This window comes from Agrobacterium vitis (assembly GCF_037039395.1).
GTDB lineage: Bacteria > Pseudomonadota > Alphaproteobacteria > Rhizobiales > Rhizobiaceae > Allorhizobium > Allorhizobium vitis_E.
Genome location: NZ_CP146242.1, coordinates 810,970 through 830,202 on the forward strand (window position 1 = coordinate 810,970; position 19,233 = coordinate 830,202).

21 protein-coding genes are annotated in these 19,233 nt (G+C 58.6%); 17 read left to right on the forward strand and 4 right to left on the reverse strand.

Going from position 1 to position 19,233, the window contains the following annotated elements:
- Window positions 1-158 precede the first annotated feature (158 nt).
- Both fabI and V6582_RS06510 read left to right on the forward strand, forming a co-directional pair.
- Window positions 159-977, forward strand: coding sequence for an enoyl-ACP reductase FabI (gene fabI / locus V6582_RS06505; protein ID WP_156632897.1), 819 nt, complete (start codon window positions 159-161; stop codon window positions 975-977).
- A 46-nt stretch (window positions 978-1,023) separates the two neighbouring features.
- Window positions 1,024-1,614: a histidine phosphatase family protein gene (locus V6582_RS06510; RefSeq protein ID WP_337739330.1), complete on the forward strand. Its 591-nt coding sequence runs from the start codon at window positions 1,024-1,026 to the stop codon at window positions 1,612-1,614.
- Between the two features lie 10 nt (window positions 1,615-1,624).
- Here the strand turns inward: V6582_RS06510 and V6582_RS06515 are convergent, their stop codons facing one another.
- On the reverse strand, window positions 1,625-1,885 hold the full coding sequence (locus V6582_RS06515; RefSeq protein ID WP_070167640.1) for a DUF1344 domain-containing protein: 261 nt from the start codon (window positions 1,883-1,885) through the stop codon (window positions 1,625-1,627).
- A gap of 610 nt (window positions 1,886-2,495) precedes the next feature.
- Between V6582_RS06515 and V6582_RS06520 the strand changes: the two genes are divergently transcribed.
- The 8 genes from V6582_RS06520 to V6582_RS06555 all read left to right on the forward strand — a co-directional run bounded on the left by V6582_RS06520 (window position 2,496) and on the right by V6582_RS06555 (window position 10,135).
- Window positions 2,496-2,630 (forward strand): hypothetical protein, encoded by a 135-nt coding sequence (locus tag V6582_RS06520; protein WP_272950792.1) that lies wholly within the window; start codon window positions 2,496-2,498, stop codon window positions 2,628-2,630.
- A 16-nt stretch (window positions 2,631-2,646) separates the two neighbouring features.
- Window positions 2,647-4,083, forward strand: coding sequence for a PAS domain-containing protein (locus V6582_RS06525; RefSeq protein ID WP_349508934.1), 1,437 nt, complete (start codon window positions 2,647-2,649; stop codon window positions 4,081-4,083).
- Window positions 4,007-5,803 (forward strand): bifunctional diguanylate cyclase/phosphodiesterase, encoded by a 1,797-nt coding sequence (locus V6582_RS06530; RefSeq protein WP_349508935.1) that lies wholly within the window; start codon window positions 4,007-4,009, stop codon window positions 5,801-5,803. Before V6582_RS06525 ends, V6582_RS06530 begins: the two co-directional genes overlap by 77 nt.
- Window positions 5,804-5,944: 141 nt before the next feature.
- Window positions 5,945-7,039 (forward strand): chorismate synthase, encoded by a 1,095-nt coding sequence (gene aroC, locus V6582_RS06535; protein ID WP_156632900.1) that lies wholly within the window; start codon window positions 5,945-5,947, stop codon window positions 7,037-7,039.
- A 10-nt stretch (window positions 7,040-7,049) separates the two neighbouring features.
- Window positions 7,050-8,150, forward strand: a complete 1,101-nt coding sequence (ribB, locus tag V6582_RS06540; RefSeq protein ID WP_156632901.1) for a 3,4-dihydroxy-2-butanone-4-phosphate synthase — start codon at window positions 7,050-7,052, stop codon at window positions 8,148-8,150.
- Between the two features lie 89 nt (window positions 8,151-8,239).
- On the forward strand, window positions 8,240-8,818 hold the full coding sequence (locus V6582_RS06545) for a nucleoside 2-deoxyribosyltransferase (protein ID WP_156632902.1): 579 nt from the start codon (window positions 8,240-8,242) through the stop codon (window positions 8,816-8,818).
- Window positions 8,819-9,056: 238 nt separating this feature from the next.
- On the forward strand, window positions 9,057-9,362 hold the full coding sequence (locus V6582_RS06550) for a hypothetical protein (protein WP_156632903.1): 306 nt from the start codon (window positions 9,057-9,059) through the stop codon (window positions 9,360-9,362).
- A gap of 314 nt (window positions 9,363-9,676) precedes the next feature.
- On the forward strand, window positions 9,677-10,135 hold the full coding sequence (locus tag V6582_RS06555; protein WP_156632904.1) for a cupin domain-containing protein: 459 nt from the start codon (window positions 9,677-9,679) through the stop codon (window positions 10,133-10,135).
- Here the strand turns inward: V6582_RS06555 and V6582_RS06560 are convergent.
- Window positions 10,125-11,318 carry a winged helix-turn-helix domain-containing protein gene (locus tag V6582_RS06560; RefSeq protein WP_156632905.1) on the reverse strand — a complete coding sequence of 398 codons (1,194 nt, stop codon included), beginning with the start codon at window positions 11,316-11,318 and terminating at the stop codon, window positions 10,125-10,127. The genes V6582_RS06555 and V6582_RS06560 overlap by 11 nt on opposite strands.
- Window positions 11,319-11,379: 61 nt before the next feature.
- Window positions 11,380-12,336: an agmatinase gene (gene speB / locus V6582_RS06565; protein ID WP_337739325.1), complete on the reverse strand. Its 957-nt coding sequence runs from the start codon at window positions 12,334-12,336 to the stop codon at window positions 11,380-11,382.
- 137 nt (window positions 12,337-12,473) lie between these two features.
- On the opposite strand from speB, the gene V6582_RS06570 reads away from it, so the two are divergent.
- The 4 genes from V6582_RS06570 to V6582_RS06585 all read left to right on the forward strand — a co-directional run bounded on the left by V6582_RS06570 (window position 12,474) and on the right by V6582_RS06585 (window position 15,298).
- Complete coding sequence (locus tag V6582_RS06570; protein WP_337739326.1) at window positions 12,474-13,154, forward strand: energy-coupling factor ABC transporter ATP-binding protein; 681 nt, start codon at window positions 12,474-12,476, stop codon at window positions 13,152-13,154.
- Window positions 13,148-13,768: an energy-coupling factor transporter transmembrane component T family protein gene (locus V6582_RS06575; RefSeq protein WP_156632907.1), complete on the forward strand. Its 621-nt coding sequence runs from the start codon at window positions 13,148-13,150 to the stop codon at window positions 13,766-13,768. The genes V6582_RS06570 and V6582_RS06575 overlap by 7 nt, the downstream gene beginning before the upstream one ends.
- Before the next feature lie 13 nt (window positions 13,769-13,781).
- Window positions 13,782-14,345 (forward strand): biotin transporter BioY, encoded by a 564-nt coding sequence (locus tag V6582_RS06580; RefSeq protein WP_156632908.1) that lies wholly within the window; start codon window positions 13,782-13,784, stop codon window positions 14,343-14,345.
- 89 nt (window positions 14,346-14,434) lie between these two features.
- Window positions 14,435-15,298: an aminoglycoside phosphotransferase family protein gene (locus V6582_RS06585; RefSeq protein WP_337739327.1), complete on the forward strand. Its 864-nt coding sequence runs from the start codon at window positions 14,435-14,437 to the stop codon at window positions 15,296-15,298.
- Here the strand turns inward: V6582_RS06585 and V6582_RS06590 are convergent.
- Entirely contained in the window at window positions 15,283-15,684 is a 402-nt protein-coding gene (locus V6582_RS06590; RefSeq protein WP_156632910.1) for an acyl-CoA thioesterase, read from the reverse strand. The genes V6582_RS06585 and V6582_RS06590 overlap by 16 nt on opposite strands.
- Before the next feature lie 83 nt (window positions 15,685-15,767).
- Between V6582_RS06590 and V6582_RS06595 the strand changes: the two genes are divergently transcribed.
- The 3 genes from V6582_RS06595 (at window position 15,768) to dxs (ending at window position 19,168) form a co-directional block, all read left to right on the forward strand.
- The gene (locus tag V6582_RS06595; protein WP_156632911.1) at window positions 15,768-16,703 is read left to right on the forward strand and encodes a histone deacetylase family protein; all 936 of its coding nucleotides are present in this window, start codon (window positions 15,768-15,770) and stop codon (window positions 16,701-16,703) included.
- A 2-nt stretch (window positions 16,704-16,705) separates the two neighbouring features.
- Window positions 16,706-16,957, forward strand: a complete 252-nt coding sequence (locus V6582_RS06600) for an exodeoxyribonuclease VII small subunit (RefSeq protein ID WP_156548406.1) — start codon at window positions 16,706-16,708, stop codon at window positions 16,955-16,957.
- Between the two features lie 291 nt (window positions 16,958-17,248).
- Window positions 17,249-19,168 carry a 1-deoxy-D-xylulose-5-phosphate synthase gene (dxs, locus tag V6582_RS06605; RefSeq protein WP_337739328.1) on the forward strand — a complete coding sequence of 640 codons (1,920 nt, stop codon included), beginning with the start codon at window positions 17,249-17,251 and terminating at the stop codon, window positions 19,166-19,168.
- Window positions 19,169-19,233 lie beyond the last annotated feature (65 nt).

A 19,233-nucleotide genomic window follows, 5' to 3' on the forward strand; every position in this document is an offset into this window, starting at 1 on the left:
CGAATTTCGCTGTAATCACACAGCGATAGCCACACCCTTTGTTACCGCTCCTTACAGTATTTGTTACCCCTCTCCCGTGAAGAGAGGTGAAGCACAGCTTGAACCACGCATCGGCCTATGCGATAGGCAGGTTCGATAGAAGTCTCAAGGAGCAAATAATGGCTCAAATTTCGGGCCTCATGGCAGGCAAACGTGGCATCATCATGGGTGTTGCCAATAATCGTTCCATCGCATGGGGCATAGCTAAGGCCTGCCGGGATGCGGGCGCGGAGATCGCGCTGACATGGCAGGGCGATGCGCTGAAGAAGCGCGTCGAGCCGCTGGCGCAGGAGCTTGATGGCTTCATGGCGGGCGATTGCGACGTGACCGATATGGAAAGTGTCGATGCCGTCTTCAAGAATGTCGAGGACAAGTGGGGCAAGATCGACTTCGTCGTGCATGCCATCGCCTTTTCCGACAAGGACGAGTTGACCGGTCGCTATCTGGATACCAGCCGCGAAAACTTCGCCCGCACCATGGATATTTCTGTTTATTCCTTTACCGCTGTCGCCAAGCGGGCAGAAGCCATCCTCAACGATGGCGGCGCATTGCTGACGCTGACCTATTACGGTGCGGAAAAAGTCATGCCGCATTATAATGTCATGGGCGTGGCCAAGGCCGCGCTGGAAGCCAGCGTCCGCTATCTCGCCGTCGACATGGGCAAGCGCGGCATTCGCGTCAACGCCATCTCGGCCGGTCCGATCAAGACTTTGGCGGCCTCCGGCATCGGCGATTTCCGCTATATCCTGAAGTGGAACGAATATAATTCGCCGCTGAAGCGCAATGTCACCACCGACGAAGTTGGCACATCCGGTCTCTATCTGCTGTCGGACCTGTCCAGCGGCGTCACCGGCGAAGTCCATCACGTCGATTGCGGTTATCACACGGTTGGTATGAAGGCCGTGGACGCGCCGGATATTTCGGTCGTCAAGGATTAAAACCCGGATAAAAAGGCCGGAAACAGGCTTGGAAGGTTCGTCTGCCGTGCTGCTTTACGTCATTCGCCACGGACAGACGGACTGGAACGCCGAAGGCCGGTTTCAGGGTCAGACGGATATTCCGCTGAACGCCACCGGCCGCGGCCAGGCGATGCGCAATGGTGAAAGCCTGCGCCATGTGCTGGGCGATACAGTCGATGCCTTCGATTTCGTCGCCTCCCCCCTTGGCCGCACTCGCGAGACCATGGAGAGGCTCCGCATCGAAATGGGGCTCGACGCCGTCCGCTACCGGCTCGACGACCGGCTGAAGGAAATCTGCTTTGGCGATTGGGAAGGTCATACGACCCGCGAATTGAAAGCGCTGTACCCGGAACGGGTCAAACAGCGCTCCCAGGGCAAATGGGACTTCATTGCCCCCGGTCAACGAGCTGAAAGCTATGAGATCCTGTCCTGGCGCACGGGTGCCTGGCTTGCCTCGGTCCGCCAGCCAACCGTGGCCGTGACCCATGGCGGCGTTATCCGCAGCCTGTTCCGGCTGATTGGCAATGTCGATGCCAACGAGGCCTGCGCCATGCCGATCCCTCAGGACAGAATTCTTCTGATCGACCTTGAAAACAATAGCCTGAATTGGTTGTGATAAATCGGCGTCAGTTGACGACCTGCAAATCGTCCACAACCCGCTTGCCATCGACCATGGTGTAATAAACCACAACCTTGACGCCGGTTGTCAGGCCGTCGAAGTTAAATTCCGCCGGCACCGAATAGGTTTTGCCATCCTCCAGCGTCAGAGTGAGCTTTTCGGTGCTGATCGACTTGATGGTCGATTCCACGTCATCGCTTTGCGCAAGCGCACCCATTGGCGCAAACAGACTGCCAGCCAGCAACAGCATAGCGATAAGGAAGCGCATGGTTTTTGCCCCTGCTTTCGTTCGAGAATCGTCACGTACTTGCAAATAAGCCTCCGAATGTGGCAGAATTTTCCCCTCGACGGCACTTATCCCCGGCACTCATCAGAGGAGTCCTTGAGGATGGCAGCTCGGATTCCGGTTTCGAATATCTCAAGCCGTTGCCGCATTTGAGATATTCGAAATTCTTGTCAGGTGAGGATGCACGGACATCTTCGATAACTTGGTATTAAAGCGTGGCGCGATATTCGAGGATAGCGTCACACCTAGAACTTTCATTGTATCGCAAGGCTCTACAGCATCGGGTAGAAAACCGGTATCCACTTTTCTTAACGCAAATTCTACTGCATACTTTTTTCGAAAAGACAAACGGCAAACAACAGATCAAGACCCATTCAAAAAGGCAGATGCAAGCATTGCCACCATTGAACACAGCAGACTGTCCTGCACCAATGTTCCAGTCATGAACAGGGCCATCCCTTCACTCAGGTTTTATTGACGATACCTATTAAATCCTGCTGATTTCAAATAATATAAATGCTAAATTAACAACCGTTACAATATCATATTGCCTAACATCAAAGCATAGCAACAGGTTTTCCCGGCAAAACATATGGCAAAGACCAACGCCTCTGCTGCCAAGGCCTTTGATGCCAGCGCCTTTGATGCCAACGCCTTTAATGAATGTGAGATATCAGAAATTCTTATCAGCCGAAAATGTGTGAGCATCTTCGATGCCTCGGTATAATGTGTATGGCAGGATAATGACAGAATTCGCAAATCCCGCCGACGTCCCAACACGCCGTTCCGGCAATGTGGCGATGCTGTTATTGGCCCTGACGTTTGTCCTGCTGACAGGCCTGCTTGCCTATATTGGCTATCTCAATATCGCCGATTACCGCAGCCAGTTGCGCGGGCAAGTCCAAGCCGACCTGCAGCGGGTCCGCGGGATGATGATCCAAAGAACCGAGGAAAATTTCTTCGCGCTACGAAATCTCGTCCATGCACTGTCACCGCTCAAAGGCACACTGGCCTCGCCACAAACCGAAGGGGTTGTTCGCGGTATTCTGCGGGAACGGCCGGAATTTCACGCTTTGGCGCTGGCCCGAGGCACTGTCGTGGAACAGGTGTGGACGCCGCAAGGGCTCTCCCTCAAACCCAGCATGACAATCGGCCCGGATTCGGGCACGGATATGCAATTGCAGGATGACGGGCAATTGCAACTGAATATCACCGCCGCCGATGCGACGCCCTCCCCCATCCATGTCCGTTCCATTCTGGATACCGCCAAATTCATCCAGTCCGCCATCGCCGATGGCGCCACCACTCCGAGCGGCAGCGGACCGGCTGTCGAGATTGCCGTCACGGTGCAGACCGCATCCGGTACGCGCACTGTTTTCGGTAGCCCGTCGCTGGCGATACAGGATTTGACCAAGCCGGATTCAGTCAGCCCGGATTCAGCCAGACACGACATCACCGAGCAGAACATGGCCGGGGAAACCCCGGAAATACTGACCATGGCGCTTCAGGGCGGGACGCTGCAGGTTTATGGCCGCCCCCGGGCAGGCTGGCAGCAGAAACCGAAGGATCACAGCAATTTCGTCATGGCGCTGGTTGCCGTCGATCTGGCTTTTGCAGCCCCGCTCTGCGGCATAGCTATGCTTGTCATCTCCCGCGCCAAACGCCGGCGCGCGCTAAAGCAGATGGAAGACAAATACCGGGCCTTGACCCGGCGCTTTGAACTGGCAATGGACAGTTCCAATATCGGCATGTGGGAACTTGCAGCCGGCAATCCGACCCTTCATCAGGACAGCCGTGCCGCACAATTGCATGGAGCAAACGGCGGCGGCGAACTCGATCAGGACATGGCCCGCTGGTTGGACACCGTCCATCCGGAAGACCGCGCCAAGGCGCAAGCCCATGTTCTGGCCTGCCAGCAAGGCGAAAACAGCCAGGACTACCGGGTCGTGCTGGAGGGCGGGGCGATCCGCACCTTGCGCTCTGTCGGCAGCCATGCGGATGCCTATGGCCATAACCGTGTGACCGGCCTCGTCTGGGACATTACCGCCGATGTCGCCATGCAGAATGACCTGCGGGCCGCCAAGGAGAGTTCAGACATCAAGAATGCGGGAGCTGGAACTGGCCCTGGACGAATTGTCCAGCCGCGAGCAGCAGTTGGAAAGCCTGTCCTACCGGTTTGAACTGGCGCTGGATTCCTATGGCTGCGGCGTCTGGGAGCATGATTTTTCCACGGGCCGCACGGTCTGGGACGAGCGCATGTGCTATCTCTATAATATTCCGGCCACCAGCAGTCATATCACCGACGCAATGTGGCTGAGCAAGATCCATAAAGACGACCACGAAATGCTGATGGAGGCCGCACGCAACGCGGTAAAGCAGCACACGCGCCTCAATACCAGCCAACGGGTATTGTTGGACCAGGGCGGCACACGCTGGGTGCGCTCGGTTGGTCAGGTGCATGTCGACCGCAACGGACGCAAGAAGCTGATCGGCATCAGTTTCGATGTGACAGCCGACGTGCTGCTGACCGAAGAATTGCGCACCGCAAAGGCCGAGGCCGAAGCACGCAATATCGAACTTGAACTGACCAAAAACCGGATCGAATTCAATGCCTTGCATGACCCGCTGACCGGCCTTGCCAATCGTCGCAAGCTGGATATCGCCCTGGACAGCCTGACGCGGCAGTCCCAGGCGAACAGAAGCCGCTTCACCATCCTCCATCTCGATCTGGATCGGTTCAAGGAGATCAACGACACGCTGGGCCATGCCGCTGGCGATGCCATGCTGGTCAATGCGGCACGGGTTCTGTCACGCCACATGAACAGCGGCGATCTGGTGGCGCGGATTGGCGGAGACGAATTCGTGGTGCTGCTGCATGGGCCAATCGATGCCAAGTCCGCCGCCGAGCTTGCTGAGCGCATCATCCAGGACATCAACGTTCCCGTGGATTTCGAGGGCTTCATCTGTCGCTGCGGCGTTTCCATCGGCATTGCCGAAGCCAAGGGACTACGCACCGATGCCCGCAAGATCCTGATCAATGCCGACCTGGCGCTTTATGAAGCCAAGCGGCAAGGCCGCAACTGTTTCGAATTCTTCACGGAAAATCTACAGGCCAATATTGTCAGCTCGAAGCGCATTGCCGATGAATTGCTGCATGCGCTGGAAAACGATGAGATCACCGCCTGGTATCAACCACAATTCTGCGCCAACAGTATGGAACTGGTCGGCGCCGAGGCGCTGGTCCGCTGGCAGCATCCGACCCGCGGCATCCTGCCCAGCAACAGCTTCCTGAAAGTGGCGGAAGACCTGAATGTCATGGCGCGTATCGACCAGATCGTGCTGGAACTGGCCCTGAAGGACAAGATGCGCTGGGCTGCCATGGGCGTGAAACTGCCCAAGATTTCCGTCAATGTCTCTTCCCGCCGGCTGCATGATGCCGGGCTGATCGAGACGCTGGAAGGCCTCAGCATTTTGCCCGGCGAAATTTCCTTCGAACTGGTCGAATCGATCTTTCTCGATGAAAGCGAGGATATTGCCACCACCAATATCGAGCGGATCAAGGCTTTGGGCATCGACATTGAAATCGACGATTTCGGCACTGGCCACACGTCGATCATCAGCCTTTTGAAACTGCAACCCAAGCGGCTGAAAATTGACCGGCAACTTGTGATGCCCCTGCTCAACTCCAGCCGGGAACGGGCCATGGTGCGCTCGATCATCGATATTGCCCGCTCTCTGGGGGTTGCAACCGTGGCCGAGGGCGTCGAAAGCATTGCCCATGCGCAGATCCTGCGCGAACTGGGCTGCGACCTCCTGCAAGGCTACGCTTTTGCAAAACCGCTGCCCTTCGAGGAATTCGGCCGTTTCGCCTTGCAGACAGACCGTCAGATGGCATCATAAATCCCACCTCGCGCAAAGCTTTTCCGGTTTTTGCACCATTGCCGCAAAGAAAGCCTTTTCACGCTTGAGGCTTTTCTACTAAGAGTGGGGCCTTGTAAAAAACAGGGTTTACCCCTGGCAAAGCGGACCCGGTTTCAGCATATGTCGCATAATAGTTTCGGCCATCTTTTCCGCGTCACCACTTGGGGCGAAAGCCACGGCCCGGCGCTGGGCGCCGTGGTGGATGGTTGCCCGCCCGGTCTGAGGTTCACGCTCGAAGACCTGCAGGTCTGGCTCGACAAGCGCAAGCCCGGCCAGTCGCGGTTCGTCACCCAGCGGCGCGAGGACGATCTGGTCAAGGTGCTCTCCGGCGTCATGCCGCAGGACGATGGCTCGATGATCACCACCGGCACGCCGATTTCGCTGATGATCGAAAACACCGATCAACGCTCCAAGGATTACGGCGAAATCGCTCAGCAATATCGCCCGGGCCATGCCGATTATACGTACGACCTGAAATACGGCATCCGCGATTATCGCGGTGGCGGGCGCTCCTCGGCGCGCGAAACGGCAGCGCGGGTGGCAGCGGGCGGCATTGCCCGCCTGGTTCTGCCCGGTGTCACCATTCGCGGCGCGCTGGTGCAGATCGGCACGCATAAGATCGATCGCGCCAATTGGGATTGGGCCGAGGTCGACAATAATCCGTTCTTTGCACCAGACCCGAAGATCGTTCCCGTCTGGGAAGACTATCTCGACCAGATCCGCAAGCAGGGCTCCTCGGTGGGGGCCGTGGTGGAGGTGGTGGCCGAAGGCGTGCCGGCCGGGCTGGGCGCGCCGATCTATGCCAAGCTGGACCAGGATATTACCGCCCTGCTGATGTCGATCAATGCCGTCAAGGGTGTTGAAATCGGCAATGGCTTTGGCGCCGCCGAAATCACCGGCGAGGAAAACGCCGATCAGATGCGCATGGGCAATGACGGGCAGCCGATTTTCCTGTCCAACCATGCCGGCGGCATTCTCGGCGGAATTTCCACCGGCGAACCCATTGTGGCGCGGTTTGCCATCAAGCCGACCTCGTCCATCCTCACCGAGCGCCAGTCCATCGATTCACAAGGCCGCAATGTCGATATTCGCACCAAGGGCCGCCACGATCCCTGCGTCGGTATCCGGGCGGTGCCGGTTGGCGAGGCAATGATGGCTTGCGCCCTGGCGGATCATTATCTGCGCGACCGCGGCCAGACCGGTCGTTTGAAGTAAGGAACTCGACATGACCTATGATCAGACCCGTGTCGTTGACGCTATCAGGGCTTTTGAGGCCGGTGAGATCGTCATCGTCACCGATGACGACGACCGCGAGAACGAAGGTGACCTGATTGTTGCCGCCGTGCACTGTACCTCGGACAAAATGGCCTTCATCATCCGCCACACGTCCGGTATCGTCTGCACGCCAATGCCGAAGGAAGAAGCCAAGCGGCTGAATCTGTCAGCCATGGTCGCCGAAAACGACAGCGCCCATACGACAGCCTTTACAGTCAGCGTCGATTTCAAGCATGGCACCACGACCGGGATTTCCTCCGACGACCGAACGTTGACGGTGCGCAATCTGGCCAATCCCAATGTGGGCGCCGCCGATTTTGTCCGCCCCGGCCATATTTTCCCGTTGGTGGCGCGCGAAGGTGGCGTGTTGATGCGGTCCGGCCATACGGAGGCCGCCGTCGATCTCTGCCGGCTGGCCAACCTGCCGCCGATCGGCGTGATCTCGGAAATGGTCAATGACGATGGCACGGTGATGCGTGGCCCGCAGGTCGCGGCCTTTGCCGAAAAGCACAAGCTGAAACAGATTTCGGTCGCCGACCTGATTGCCTATCGCCAGCGCAAGGAAACCCTGATCCAGCTGATGTCGACCTTCGATATCCAGACAGCTTATGGCCCGGCCAAAGCCCATGCCTATTCCCTGCCCTGGGACCCGATGCAGCATCTGGCCGTCGTGTTCGGCGATATCCGCGACGGCGTCGATATTCCAGTGCGTCTGCATCTGGAAAATGTCGGTGCCGATGTGTTCGGCGGTGCCCGCCAGATCGATACCATGTTGAAACGCATCGTCGAAAAAGGCCGCGGCATTATCGTTTATCTGCGCGAAGGCTCCGTCGGGGTTGGCGCCTCGACTACGGCCAGGGCTGGCATGCATGACCGCGAGGCTCATCAGGAAGCCCAGACCCGTGACAGCGAATGGCTGGAAATCGGCCTCGGCGCCCAGATCCTGAAAGACCTCGGCGTCACCTCGATCCGGCTGATGGCCTCGCGTGAGCGCCATTACGTCGGCCTGGAGGGTTTTGGCATCAAGATCTCGGAAACCGAGATCGCCTGAAGCCTGCCTATACACATGATTTCACACTGCTCATAAGGCCTCGCAGACCAGGGTTGCGCGGAGAAATGAGTTTTGCAGGAACCCAATCCATGTCACTCAAGCTTTATCTCGCCGGTCCCGAAGTGTTTCTCGCTGATGCCCGCGAGGTGCTCGATGCCAAGGCGGCGATGACACGGGCCTATGGGTTCGAGCCGATCTGTCCCGGCGATATTTCCATAGAACCGGCCCCGACCTTGCATGAGTTCGGATTGAAAATCAGTGCCGTCGATGAGGATATGATGAACCGGGCTGATGGGGTGATTGCCAATCTCACCCCGTTCCGTGGCATTGCCGCCGATCCCGGCACCGCTTTCGAGCTGGGCTATATGTGCGCGCAGGGCAAGTTGGTTGCTGCCTATACCAATATCATCGACAATCACTATGCCCGCACCGCCGGATTTTATCAGGGCAAGGTGACGCTCGGTCCTGATCAGCGCAAGCGCGGGCCGGATGGCCTGTCACTGGAGGATTTCGATATGATCGAAAATCTCATGCTGCATGGCGGGATCGAACGTCGGGGCGGGCCGATTTTTACCCATCAGGCCCAAGCAGACCAGCTCTATAGCGATCTGACGGCTTTCGAGCTTTGCCTGAAGGCATTGTCGGCGAAGCTTCCCACCGCAGTATAGTTCAAATCTTGCCGGTTTCGAACGCCGAATAGTTGTATAATTTGAATTGATCTTTACAAATTCTAACAAAATTGGCGGAAAATTCCTATTTTCTTCAGTAGAAAATGTTGATAAAACTAGATCTAGTGCAAATGCCTACCGGCTCCACAATTTCTCGGAAAAACCGGATGTGACGCAAGCCTCGCGCAAGCTTCGATCGTTAATAAAGGGTTAACGAAGCGAACAGAAAGGGCCTGCGATGAGGATCGACAGCAGCCTTGGCAATTCACAGTATCAGAGCCGCTACATTCATGGCGCGTCAAGCGTTGAGGATGTTGCCGTAGAGTCTGCGACCACGCCCCGCTCGCGCTCTGCCGGTGGAAACTCCACCAGCACACTGTTATCCGCCTCCCTGGCCAACGCGCTCTGGAGTCTGGATTCAAGCAAGAAAACAGCTGGCGTAAAAACCAGCGCCTCGACGGCCATCGACGAGGCAAAAGCAGCGTCTCCGATCCAACAGATCGAAGCGCATTATATGGAATATATGGATACGGACGAGGAGTAGCCACGGCTCTGCCATGGCTGCGCGAAAGAGGGGTGTGTGGCGGCACGCCCCTTTTTGCGTTCTCTACAGGATCTTGCAGAAAATCGGATCACGGTGCGCAACACCAACGTTTTCAGTTTTGGCTCACCCCCCTCTGGCTTGCCAGCCATCTCCCCCTCAAGGAGGGAGATCGGATGGGTTCAACCGCCCACATCGACATTTACGAGTGCGCGTTCCGAAATCTGAACATGACAGCATAAGACCGAAAACCGGTACCCACTTTTCTGAACGATGCTCTATTGGTGTGGAGCAATTGCAAAACCGTTGAGGAAACCATGCCTGTAGTCAAAGCCGAAAATGCGCCATTGGATATCGGCACCGCCGAGGGCATGAACACTGAACTTGGGCCCTATAGCGCAAGGCGCTTAAGCGATGCAGGCGGCCTGACACAATTTGGCGTGCTGCTGGAAACATTGCCACCCGGCTCCCGCTCGTCTCACAAGCACTGGCATGAACAGGAAGACGAATTCCTCTATATGCTCAAGGGAACTGTCACCTTGATTGAAGGCGACGCGGTGACCGAGATGATGCCCGGCGATGCCGCAACCTTCAAGGCCGGTGTTCCCCTTGGCCATTGCCTGGAAAACCGCTCCAATGCGGACTGCGTCTATCTGGTGGTCGGCACTCGCTCCGCCAACGAAATCGTCCATTACAGCGACAAAGACATGGTGATGACCAAGGTGAATTTCGTCAAAACCCTCACGGATCGTGCAGGTAAGCCATTCAAGAACTGAGCCAGCCATCACCATACACGACCGCCTCCACCCCGGTAAATCGCGCAAGCCGGGTCAATTCCTGGTCAAGCTTTTCCAGCCGTCCGGTCGAGGGCCTGATGCCCGGCTCCAGCCATAGCCGCTTCACGTCCAGTGTACCGGCCTTGCGGTTGGCTTTCATGTCGATCCGGCCGATCAGTCGGTCATTTTCCAGCAGCGGAAAGACATAATAGCCATATTGCCGTTTCGGTTCGGGCACGAAGACTTCGATCCGGTAGAAGAAGCCGAATAGCCGCTCGGTGCGGGCCCGATCGCGGATCAGCGGGTCGAAAGGGCTGAGCACCCGGATACGGGCGGGAGGCTCCGGGGCCACGAGCAGGGTGGGCACGCGGTCTGCCAGTGCCAGCGAGGGGCGCGGCTTTCCGCCATCGGCGGGCGCGATCTCGATCTCCTCAAGCTCGGCGCGATGGGTCTCCAGCCAGAATTTTGCCTCCTGCGGGCTGACCAGATTCCAGAAGGCGGCGATTTCGCCCGACGTGGCAAAACCCAGCCGGATCAGCGCTTCGCGGCAGGCCCAATCGATGAAAGCGTCATGCGTCACCTCGGCCTGCAAATGGTCCTGAAGAATGCAGCGCTCCGTCAGATCATAGATCTTCTGGAAGTTCTCCCGGCCGGAAATCGACAGTTTGCCGGTGCGCCAGAGAAATTCCAGCGCGGTTTTCGACGGATGCCAGTTCCACCAGCCGCCGGATTTATGGTCGCCCTCCTTCATGTCCCGCGACAAGGCCGGGCCGCCCTCGGTGATCCGCCGGTAGGTTTCCTCGAAAGCCGCTTCAAAGCCCGGCTCGCGCCAGGTGCGCCAGCGCTCCAGAATCCGGCTTTCCTCGCGCCGGAACCGATGTTTCCAATAGGGAAAGAAAGCCGAAGGCAGGATTGAAGCATCATGGGTCCAATGCTCGAACAGCAGCCGGTCCTGCTCCAGCAAAGCGGTCAGATCTTCGCGCCTGTAAGTCTGGTGGCGCGAAAACAGGATCTGGTGATGCGCCCGCTCCACCGTGCCGATACTATCGACCTGCACAAAGCCGAGATCGGTAATCAGCGCCAGCAGGCCCTGACGGCTCAACGCCCGCCCCGGTGGCCGGGAAAGCCCCTGCCGCTCCAGAAAACTCCGCCGCGCTGTCCTGTTGTCTATCCCTATCGCCATAAGCTGACGATAAGGTATGTTCTCTTTTTGTTCAAGGTGGTTTTCGCTGCAATACAGGCTTTCAACGCCGATCCGCCACCGCCTTGGCCATGATGCAGAGCAATTCGAACATCATGGTGGCGCCGGCCAGTGCCGTCATACCGCCGACATCGAAGGGGGGCGCGACTTCCACCACATCGGCACCGACAATGTTGACGCCCTCCAGCAGCCGCACCATGGCCTGCACTTCGCGTGTCAGAAAGCCGCCAATTTCCGGCGTGCCGGTTCCAGGCGCCATCGAGGGGTCGATACAGTCGATATCGAAGCTGACATAGGTCGGGCCATCACCGGCAATGGCGCGGGCTTCCGCCATCACGTCTGCCACGCTGCGGGCGACGAATTCCTCCATATAGATAATGCGAATGCCCTGGTCCTTGGCCCATTGATGCTCATCGACTTCGTAATTGGAGCTGCGAATGCCGATCTGCACCATGCGTTTCGGATCGAGCAGCCCCTCCTCAATGGCGCGGCGAAAGGGCGTGCCATGGGTAAAGCGCTGGCCGCCGAAATAGCTGTCATTGGTATCGGAATGGGCATCGAAATGAATGAGCCCGACAGGCCGCGATTTCGCCACCGCCCGCAGCACCGGCAGTGTGGTCAGATGATCGCCCCCGGCGCAGAGCGGCAGGGCACCGGCAGCGACAACTGCCGCAATGCCCTCTTCTATCTGTTGCAGCGCCAGCATCAGGTCGATGGGGTTGACGCTCACATCCCCCGCATCGGCAATATTGGCAAGGCTGAACGGCTCGATTTTCGAGACGTGATGCACCCGACGCATCAGGCTGGACTGGTTGCGCACCTCGCGCGGCCCATGGCGAGCGCCGGCCCGGTTGGTTGTGCCGCCATCCCAGGGAATACCGATCAGCGCGATATCAAGCCCTTCCGCCGAGGTAACGGCAGGCAGACGCATGAAGGTGGCATGTCCAGCAAAGCGCGGCACTTCAGCGGCATCGACGGGCTGATGAAAGGATGAGGTCACGTGGCGGGGTCCTTGGGTGCAGGTCGGATAGCCCATCCGAGCAAATCTCAAGGCGGCTGTAAATGGGGAAAACCCGGATTTGCCTTTGCCCGGGACCGGGCTATAGAACAGGGCAGCAATGATAGGGTATCGACATCGTGCAGATCCATTTCGACCAAGCTGGCGCCAGTTTTGATGGCCATGTGGCGCTGGAGCCGCTGACCATCACCTTCGACGAACAGCGGATCGGGGTGATTGGCCTGAATGGATCGGGCAAGTCCACCTTTGCCCGGCTGGTCAATGGCCTCGTCAAGCCGAGCAGCGGCCATGTAACGCTGGACGGGCTGGATACGGTGAAAGATGCGAAGGCCGTGCAGGCGCGGACCGGCTTTATCTTCCAGAACCCGGCCAACCAGATCATCCTGCCGCTGATCGGCGAAGATATTGCCATGGGGCCGAAATCCCGCGGCCTTAAAGGCAAGGCGCTGGACGAGGCCGTGGACAGCGTTGCCGCCCGGCTTGGCATATCGCATCTGCTGCGCCGTCGCCCGCATGAACTATCCGGTGGCGAACTGCAATTGGCAGCCCTGGCCGCCGTTCTGGTCAACCGGCCCGATCTGGTGATTTTCGATGAACCGACCAACCAGCTCGATTTGAAAAACCGGGCGCTGGTGGCTGGCACCATCGAGGCGCTGGAGGAACAGGCGCTGGTGATCAGCCATGATCTCGATCTGATTGCCGGGTTTTCGCGGGTGCTGGTGTTTCACCGCGCCAAGCTTGCCTTCGATGGTTCGGCCAGCGACGCCATTGCCTACTACCGCGAGATCGCCGCATGTTGAACAGCCTGCATGTCGAGGGCAATAGCTGGCTGCACCGGATGCCGGTTGGGGCGAAACTGGCTATTCTGCTGGTGTTTGGCCTTGGCCTGGCGTTCAGCCTGTCCATGCCGCTCCAGGCCATAGCAGCCTGCGCCACCGGCGCGCTCTATTTCAGCCTCGGACTTGGCGCGCGGGCGGCCTTGCGGCGCATCCGCCCGATGCTGATCAGTATTGCCGTGCTTGGCCTGTTCAACATCTATGCGCTTGATCTCACCACCTCGGCAACGCTGACGCTCCGGCTGCTCGCCATCCTGTTTCTCGCCTCCGCCATTACCGCGACCACCTCGCTTGGCGCCTTCATGGAGACGCTTGACCGGTTGCTGGCCCCGCTCGACCGGCTGGGTCTGGTACGGTCCGCCGATATCAGCCTGGCGCTGGGACTGACCCTGCGCTTCGTGCCTGACATCGCGGACCGATATGAGGCGCTGAAGGCGGCGCATCAGGCGCGTGGCATTCCTGTGAGACTGCACCGGATGCTGGGACCGCTGTTTATTCTGGCCTTGAAAGAGGCCGATTCCATCGCCGAGGCCATTGACGCCCGCGGCATTCGCCGTCACGAAAAGAGAAAAGATTGATGAGGAGATCACCATGACCACGCGAGACCTGGTTCTGATCGCGCTGTTTGCCGCTATCGTCGTTGTCCTCGGGCTTATTCCGCCCGTGCCTCTCGGCTTCATTCCGGTACCGATCACCGCCCAATCGATGGGCGTGATGCTGGCTGGCTGCATCCTCGGCGCCAAGCGCGGGGCCTTGGCCTATGCACTGTTCGTGCTGCTGGTCGCCATGGGTCTGCCGGTGCTGTCGGGCGGCCACGGCGGCCTGAACGCGCTGTTTGGGGCCACCGGCGGCTATATTTTCGGCTGGATTCTCGGTGCTTTCGTCACCGGCCTTGCTGCTGAACGTTTTGCCCGCGCCTCGTCCACGGCCAGCGGCCAGACAATCGGCTTCTTTGCCGCCAGCATTCTCGGCGGTATCGGCGTAGTCTATGCCTGCGGCATGCCCTGGTGGAGCTTTGTGGCTGGCACCCCGATCGACAAGGTGCTGATCGGCTCACTGGCCTTCCTGCCCGGCGACCTGATCAAGGCCGCCATCGCAGCGCTCGCCGCCCGCGCCGTGATGGTCGGCTATCCGCTGCTGCCGAAGCGGGCGTAAATTTCTGTCATCTTTCCCGACTATAGCATCCGCAAAGCAAAACGGCGGTTCCGGTTATGGATGACAGGCTGATAATTTCAGTGGAATTGGTGCAGCGTTTGATCGCTGACCAATTCCCGCAATTTTCATTGCTGGCCATCCAGCCGATCATACCAGGCGGCTGGAACAATCGCAGTTTCCGCCTTGGCTCCGAGATGATCATTCGCATGCCGAGCGCGCAGCGCTATGAACAGCAAGTGGAAAAGGAGCAACGCTTCTTGCCAATGCTGGCGCCGCATCTGCCGCTTCCCATTACCGAACCAGTCGCAATGGGCTGTGCGGATCATTCCTACCCTTTCTCCTGGGGCATCTATCGATGGATTGACGGCGAAACGCCTTTGCCGACATGGATCGCAAACAGCGAGCAATTTGCGGTCGATCTCGGTGAATTTCTAAGAACACTTCATGGTCTTGACGGAGCCAACGGCCCGCTGGCCGGACCTCATAATTTCTATCGCGGCGGATCCCTCACAACCTATGAGGAAGAAACCCGCACGGCCATAGCCAAGCTCGGCACCGGCATCGATACGTCCCGCGCGACCGCGCTATGGGACCGGGCGCTTGCCAGCCGTTGGCTAAAACCGCCGGTCTGGCTGCACGGCGATATCGCTCCTGGAAACCTGTTGATCAAACACGACCGGCTCTCCGCAGTTATCGATTTCGGCTCCTGCGGCACCGGTGATCCGGCCTGCGATCTTGCCATCGCCTGGACCTCGATGAATTCCGTCACTGCCAGGGTCTTTCGTGCAACCCTTGACCATGATGAGGCGACATGGGACCGAGCCTGTGGCTGGGCCTTATGGAAAACACTGATTACCTTGCAAAAACAAATAGAAACGCGTGAGGCGGCAGTAACGGAAACCCAAGCTATGCTTGACCGCATCCTTGGGCCAGGTTTTCACGGCAACCACTGATACAGCCAATCCCTCAGCGCTTCCGATAGTGCGACCGGTTCGGCACTGTCTTTGTTCACAGCCGTCCAGGTGATCTCGACATCGGCGGCGCGGGTTTTGCCGCTTTCGACGGCAATGGCGAAGCCGACGGATTTGCCGCCGATCTTGTCCACCTGCACAGTGAAACGCAGCGCATCGCCCGGTCCCAGCATCTCAAAGAGCCGCGCCTCGAATTTGGTGGCGCGAAACTCCGGCTCCTGATCTTCTGTAGGCCGAGCCTGCCAGAAGCGGTGGAGCGCTTCTTCGCACAGCGCCAGCAGCGCGCTGTTGTTCAGCCCTCCGCTCAAGCCGACATCGCGCAGGCCGATGATCGTTTCGGTCACGTCCAGCCGTTCTCTTTTCGCCATTGCCCTTGCCCTCCATGCCGTGATCGCTCATGTAATGGAAAAGAGATTGGTCGCGCAAGTTTGGTGCGACAGGAGGATGCGTCATGACAACCCGGCTCTATGAAAACCCGATCTTTCTGGAACACAACACGCCGGAGGGCCACCCTGAACGGGCTGATCGGCTGCGCTCGCTGAATATCGCCCTGGAGCATCCGAATTTTTCCGCCCTGGAGCGCCATCAGGCCCCGCAAGCCAATGAGGATGCTGTCATGCTGGCCCATCCTGAGGAGCATTTCATCGCCGTCATGCGGCAGGTGCCGGAGGAAGAGGACCGGATCAACCAGCTGGAAGCCGATACCTATGCCTCGCAGAAAAGTCTGCAATGCGCCCTGACCGCCATCGGCGGGGCGATGGCCGCCGTGGATGATGTGATGACCGGCGCCGCCGACAATGTGTTCGTGGCGGGCCGTCCGCCCGGCCATCATGCGGAAAAAACCAAGGCGATGGGCTTTTGCCTGTTCAACACGGTGGCGATTGCCGCCCGCCATGCCCAGCAGGTCTATGGTGTCGAGCGGGTCGCCATCGTCGATTGGGATGTGCATCACGGCAATGGCACACAGGATATTTTCTGGGATGATCCATCCGTGCTGTTCTGTTCCACCCACCAGATGCCGCTTTATCCCTGGACGGGAAAAAAGGATGAGGTTGGGCCGCACAACACCATCGTCAACGCGCCGCTGTCGGCCAATAGTGGCTCGGACCATTTCCGCGAGGCGTTCAAATCACGGGTGCTGACGGCACTCAACGATTTTTCCCCGGATCTCATCCTGATTTCCGCCGGGTTTGATGCCCATCACCGCGACCCGCTGGCGCAGATCAATCTGGTTGGCGAGGACTTCGACTGGGCAACCGGACGGCTGATGGAAGTGGCCGACCGCTTTGCCAAAAACCGGGTCGTCAGCCTGCTGGAAGGCGGCTATGATCTGGAAGGCTTGGCCGAATCGGCTGGCATGCATATTTCGAGATTGATGAAGGGTTGAGTATGACCGACGTTGCCGCCACCGATATTGCCGCTTATTCCTTCGAGAAAGCCGTGGCCGAGCTGGAAAGCATCGTGGCGCGGCTGGAGCGCGGTGATGTGGCGCTCGACGAATCCATCTCGATTTACGAGCGCGGCGAGTTGCTGAAGAAACATTGCGAGGCATTGCTGTCGGCGGCTGAAAACCGCATCGAGAAAATCCGGCTGGACCGGGCCGGCAAGCCTGTTGGTGCCGAGCCGCTGGACAAGGAATAGGCCTGATCCTGGCAGGCTCACCGCAAGGAAGATGCGTTTCTCCCTTTGCCGAAGGACATTTAAGTCCTATATGCATCAATAGCGCAGTTTTGCTGGATCTGCCCAATCATGACCTTGACCTCCTGTTTGACAGTGGCGCTCAGCGCCTGGGAAACGAACGGGGGTTGCGGGAAATGACATTGAATACTGTATGATTTCCCCCATTCATGGACCATTCAGGCCGTGCAGTGCATTCGGGAGGAAACTTGTGCAGCCGATAGACCGAGTGATGAGAAAAAGAGGCTGGAGCCTGTGACATCGAAGCCAAACACGCCGTTGCTGGATCAGGTCGTGTTTCCGTCCGACCTTCGCAAGATCGAAGACAAGGACATGCCGCAAGTGGCGCGTGAACTGCGCGACGAGATGATCGATGCCGTGTCGGTGACCGGTGGACATCTGGGCGCCGGGCTTGGCGTGGTGGAACTGACGCTCGCCATCCACAAGGTTTTCAACACCCCGGAAGACCGGCTGATCTTCGATGTCGGACATCAATGCTATCCGCACAAGATCCTGACCGGGCGTCGGGCGCGCATCCGCACGCTGCGCCAGGAACATGGACTTTCCGGCTTCACCAAGCGCAATGAGAGCGAATACGATCCGTTTGGCGCCGCGCATTCCTCCACCTCTATTTCGGCAGGCCTCGGCATGGCTGTGGCCGCCGAGCTTGGCCAGACCGACCGCAAGGTCATCGCTGTGATCGGCGACGGCGCCATGTCGGCGGGCATGGCCTTTGAGGCGCTGAACAATGCCGGTGCGCTGGACGCGCGGCTGATCGTCATTCTCAATGATAACGACATGTCGATTGCGCCACCAACAGGCGCGATGAGCGCCTATCTGGCGCGGCTTGCCTCCGGGCGTACCTATATGGGCATGCGCGAGATCGGCAAGAAACTCACCGCCTATCTCGGCAAGAATATCGACCGGGCCATTACCCGCGCCGTTGAACATGCACGCGGCTATGTGACCGGCGGCACGATGTTTGAGGAAATGGGCTTTTACCATATCGGCCCGATCGACGGCCATTCCTTCGATCACCTTCTGCCGGTGCTGCGCAATGTGCGCGACAACGCCAAGGGGCCGGTGCTGATCCATGTGGTGACGCAGAAGGGCAAGGGCTATGCGCCTGCCGAGGCCGCTGCCGACAAATATCACGGCGTCAACACGTTCGACGTGATCACCGGCACCCAGGCCAAGGCCAAGCCGAATGCGCCGAGCTATACCGCCGTGTTTGCCGACGCGCTGGTGGAAGAGGCCCGCCATGACGAGAAGATCGTCGGCATTACCGCCGCCATGCCATCCGGCACCGGGCTGGACAAGCTGAAAACCCTGTTCCCGGAACGGACCTTCGATGTCGGCATTGCCGAACAGCATGCCGTGACCTTTGCCGCTGGCCTTGCTGCCGAAGGCTATAAGCCATTCTGCGCGCTCTATTCGACCTTCCTGCAACGCGGCTACGATCAGGTCGTGCATGACGTTGCCATCCAGGGTCTACCGGTACGTTTTCCCATCGACCGCGCCGGTTTCGTCGGTGCCGATGGTCCGACCCATGCCGGATCGTTCGATACCGGTTTTCTGGCCAGCCTGCCCGGTTTCGTGGTGATGGCGGCAGCGGATGAAGCAGAGCTGAAGCACATGGTGCGCACCGCCGCCGCTTATGATGAGGGTCCGATTTCCTTCCGCTATCCACGCGGCGAAGGCGTTGGCATTCAGATGCCGGAGCGTGGCGAGATTTTGCAAATCGGCAAGGGCCGGATCATCAAGGAAGGCTCGAAAGTGGCGCTGCTGTCCTTCGGGACGCGGCTGGCTGAATGTCTTGTCGCAGCCGAAGATCTCGATGCCGCTGGCCTGCCGACGACTGTGGCCGATGCCCGTTTTGCCAAACCGCTCGATCTCGACCTGATCCGCCAGCTTGCCCGCCATCATGCCGTGCTGATCACGGTCGAGGAAGGTGCGGTCGGCGGTTTCGGATCTCAGGTTCTGCATATGCTGGCCAATGAGGGCCTGCTTGACCACGGCCTCAAAGTTCGCAGCCTGGTTCTGCCCGATCTGTGGATGGATCAGGCCAAGCCTGAGGTCATGTATGAAAAGGCAGGCCTCGACGCAAAGGGCATTGTTTCAACGGTGTTCACGGCCCTGTCGCGTGATGCCCTGGCCCAGGATAGCCTGGCTTAAAGATAGAGCATCGGACCGAAAAGTGGGAACCGGTTTTCGGATAATCCGATGTGCAAACAAAAACC

What these genes read in the sequence shown, in the direction of transcription:
- V6582_RS06590 (WP_156632910.1), bottom strand. Translation starts at nt 15,684, where the DNA reads ATGGCGAAAAGAGAACGGCTGGACGTGACCGAAACGATCATCGGCCTG.
- V6582_RS06600 (WP_156548406.1), top strand. Translation starts at nt 16,706, where the DNA reads ATGACCGACGTTGCCGCCACCGATATTGCCGCTTATTCCTTCGAGAAA.
- V6582_RS06550 (WP_156632903.1), top strand. Translation starts at nt 9,057, where the DNA reads ATGAGGATCGACAGCAGCCTTGGCAATTCACAGTATCAGAGCCGCTAC.
- V6582_RS06530 (WP_349508935.1), top strand. Translation starts at nt 4,007, where the DNA reads ATGCGGGAGCTGGAACTGGCCCTGGACGAATTGTCCAGCCGCGAGCAG.
- V6582_RS06595 (WP_156632911.1), top strand. Translation starts at nt 15,768, where the DNA reads ATGACAACCCGGCTCTATGAAAACCCGATCTTTCTGGAACACAACACG.
- V6582_RS06580 (WP_156632908.1), top strand. Translation starts at nt 13,782, where the DNA reads ATGACCACGCGAGACCTGGTTCTGATCGCGCTGTTTGCCGCTATCGTC.
- V6582_RS06545 (WP_156632902.1), top strand. Translation starts at nt 8,240, where the DNA reads ATGTCACTCAAGCTTTATCTCGCCGGTCCCGAAGTGTTTCTCGCTGAT.
- V6582_RS06575 (WP_156632907.1), top strand. Translation starts at nt 13,148, where the DNA reads ATGTTGAACAGCCTGCATGTCGAGGGCAATAGCTGGCTGCACCGGATG.
- V6582_RS06525 (WP_349508934.1), top strand. Translation starts at nt 2,647, where the DNA reads ATGACAGAATTCGCAAATCCCGCCGACGTCCCAACACGCCGTTCCGGC.
- V6582_RS06515 (WP_070167640.1), bottom strand. Translation starts at nt 1,885, where the DNA reads ATGCGCTTCCTTATCGCTATGCTGTTGCTGGCTGGCAGTCTGTTTGCG.
- aroC (WP_156632900.1), top strand. Translation starts at nt 5,945, where the DNA reads ATGTCGCATAATAGTTTCGGCCATCTTTTCCGCGTCACCACTTGGGGC.
- fabI (WP_156632897.1), top strand. Translation starts at nt 159, where the DNA reads ATGGCTCAAATTTCGGGCCTCATGGCAGGCAAACGTGGCATCATCATG.
- V6582_RS06520 (WP_272950792.1), top strand. Translation starts at nt 2,496, where the DNA reads ATGGCAAAGACCAACGCCTCTGCTGCCAAGGCCTTTGATGCCAGCGCC.
- ribB (WP_156632901.1), top strand. Translation starts at nt 7,050, where the DNA reads ATGACCTATGATCAGACCCGTGTCGTTGACGCTATCAGGGCTTTTGAG.
- V6582_RS06560 (WP_156632905.1), bottom strand. Translation starts at nt 11,318, where the DNA reads ATGGCGATAGGGATAGACAACAGGACAGCGCGGCGGAGTTTTCTGGAG.
- V6582_RS06555 (WP_156632904.1), top strand. Translation starts at nt 9,677, where the DNA reads ATGCCTGTAGTCAAAGCCGAAAATGCGCCATTGGATATCGGCACCGCC.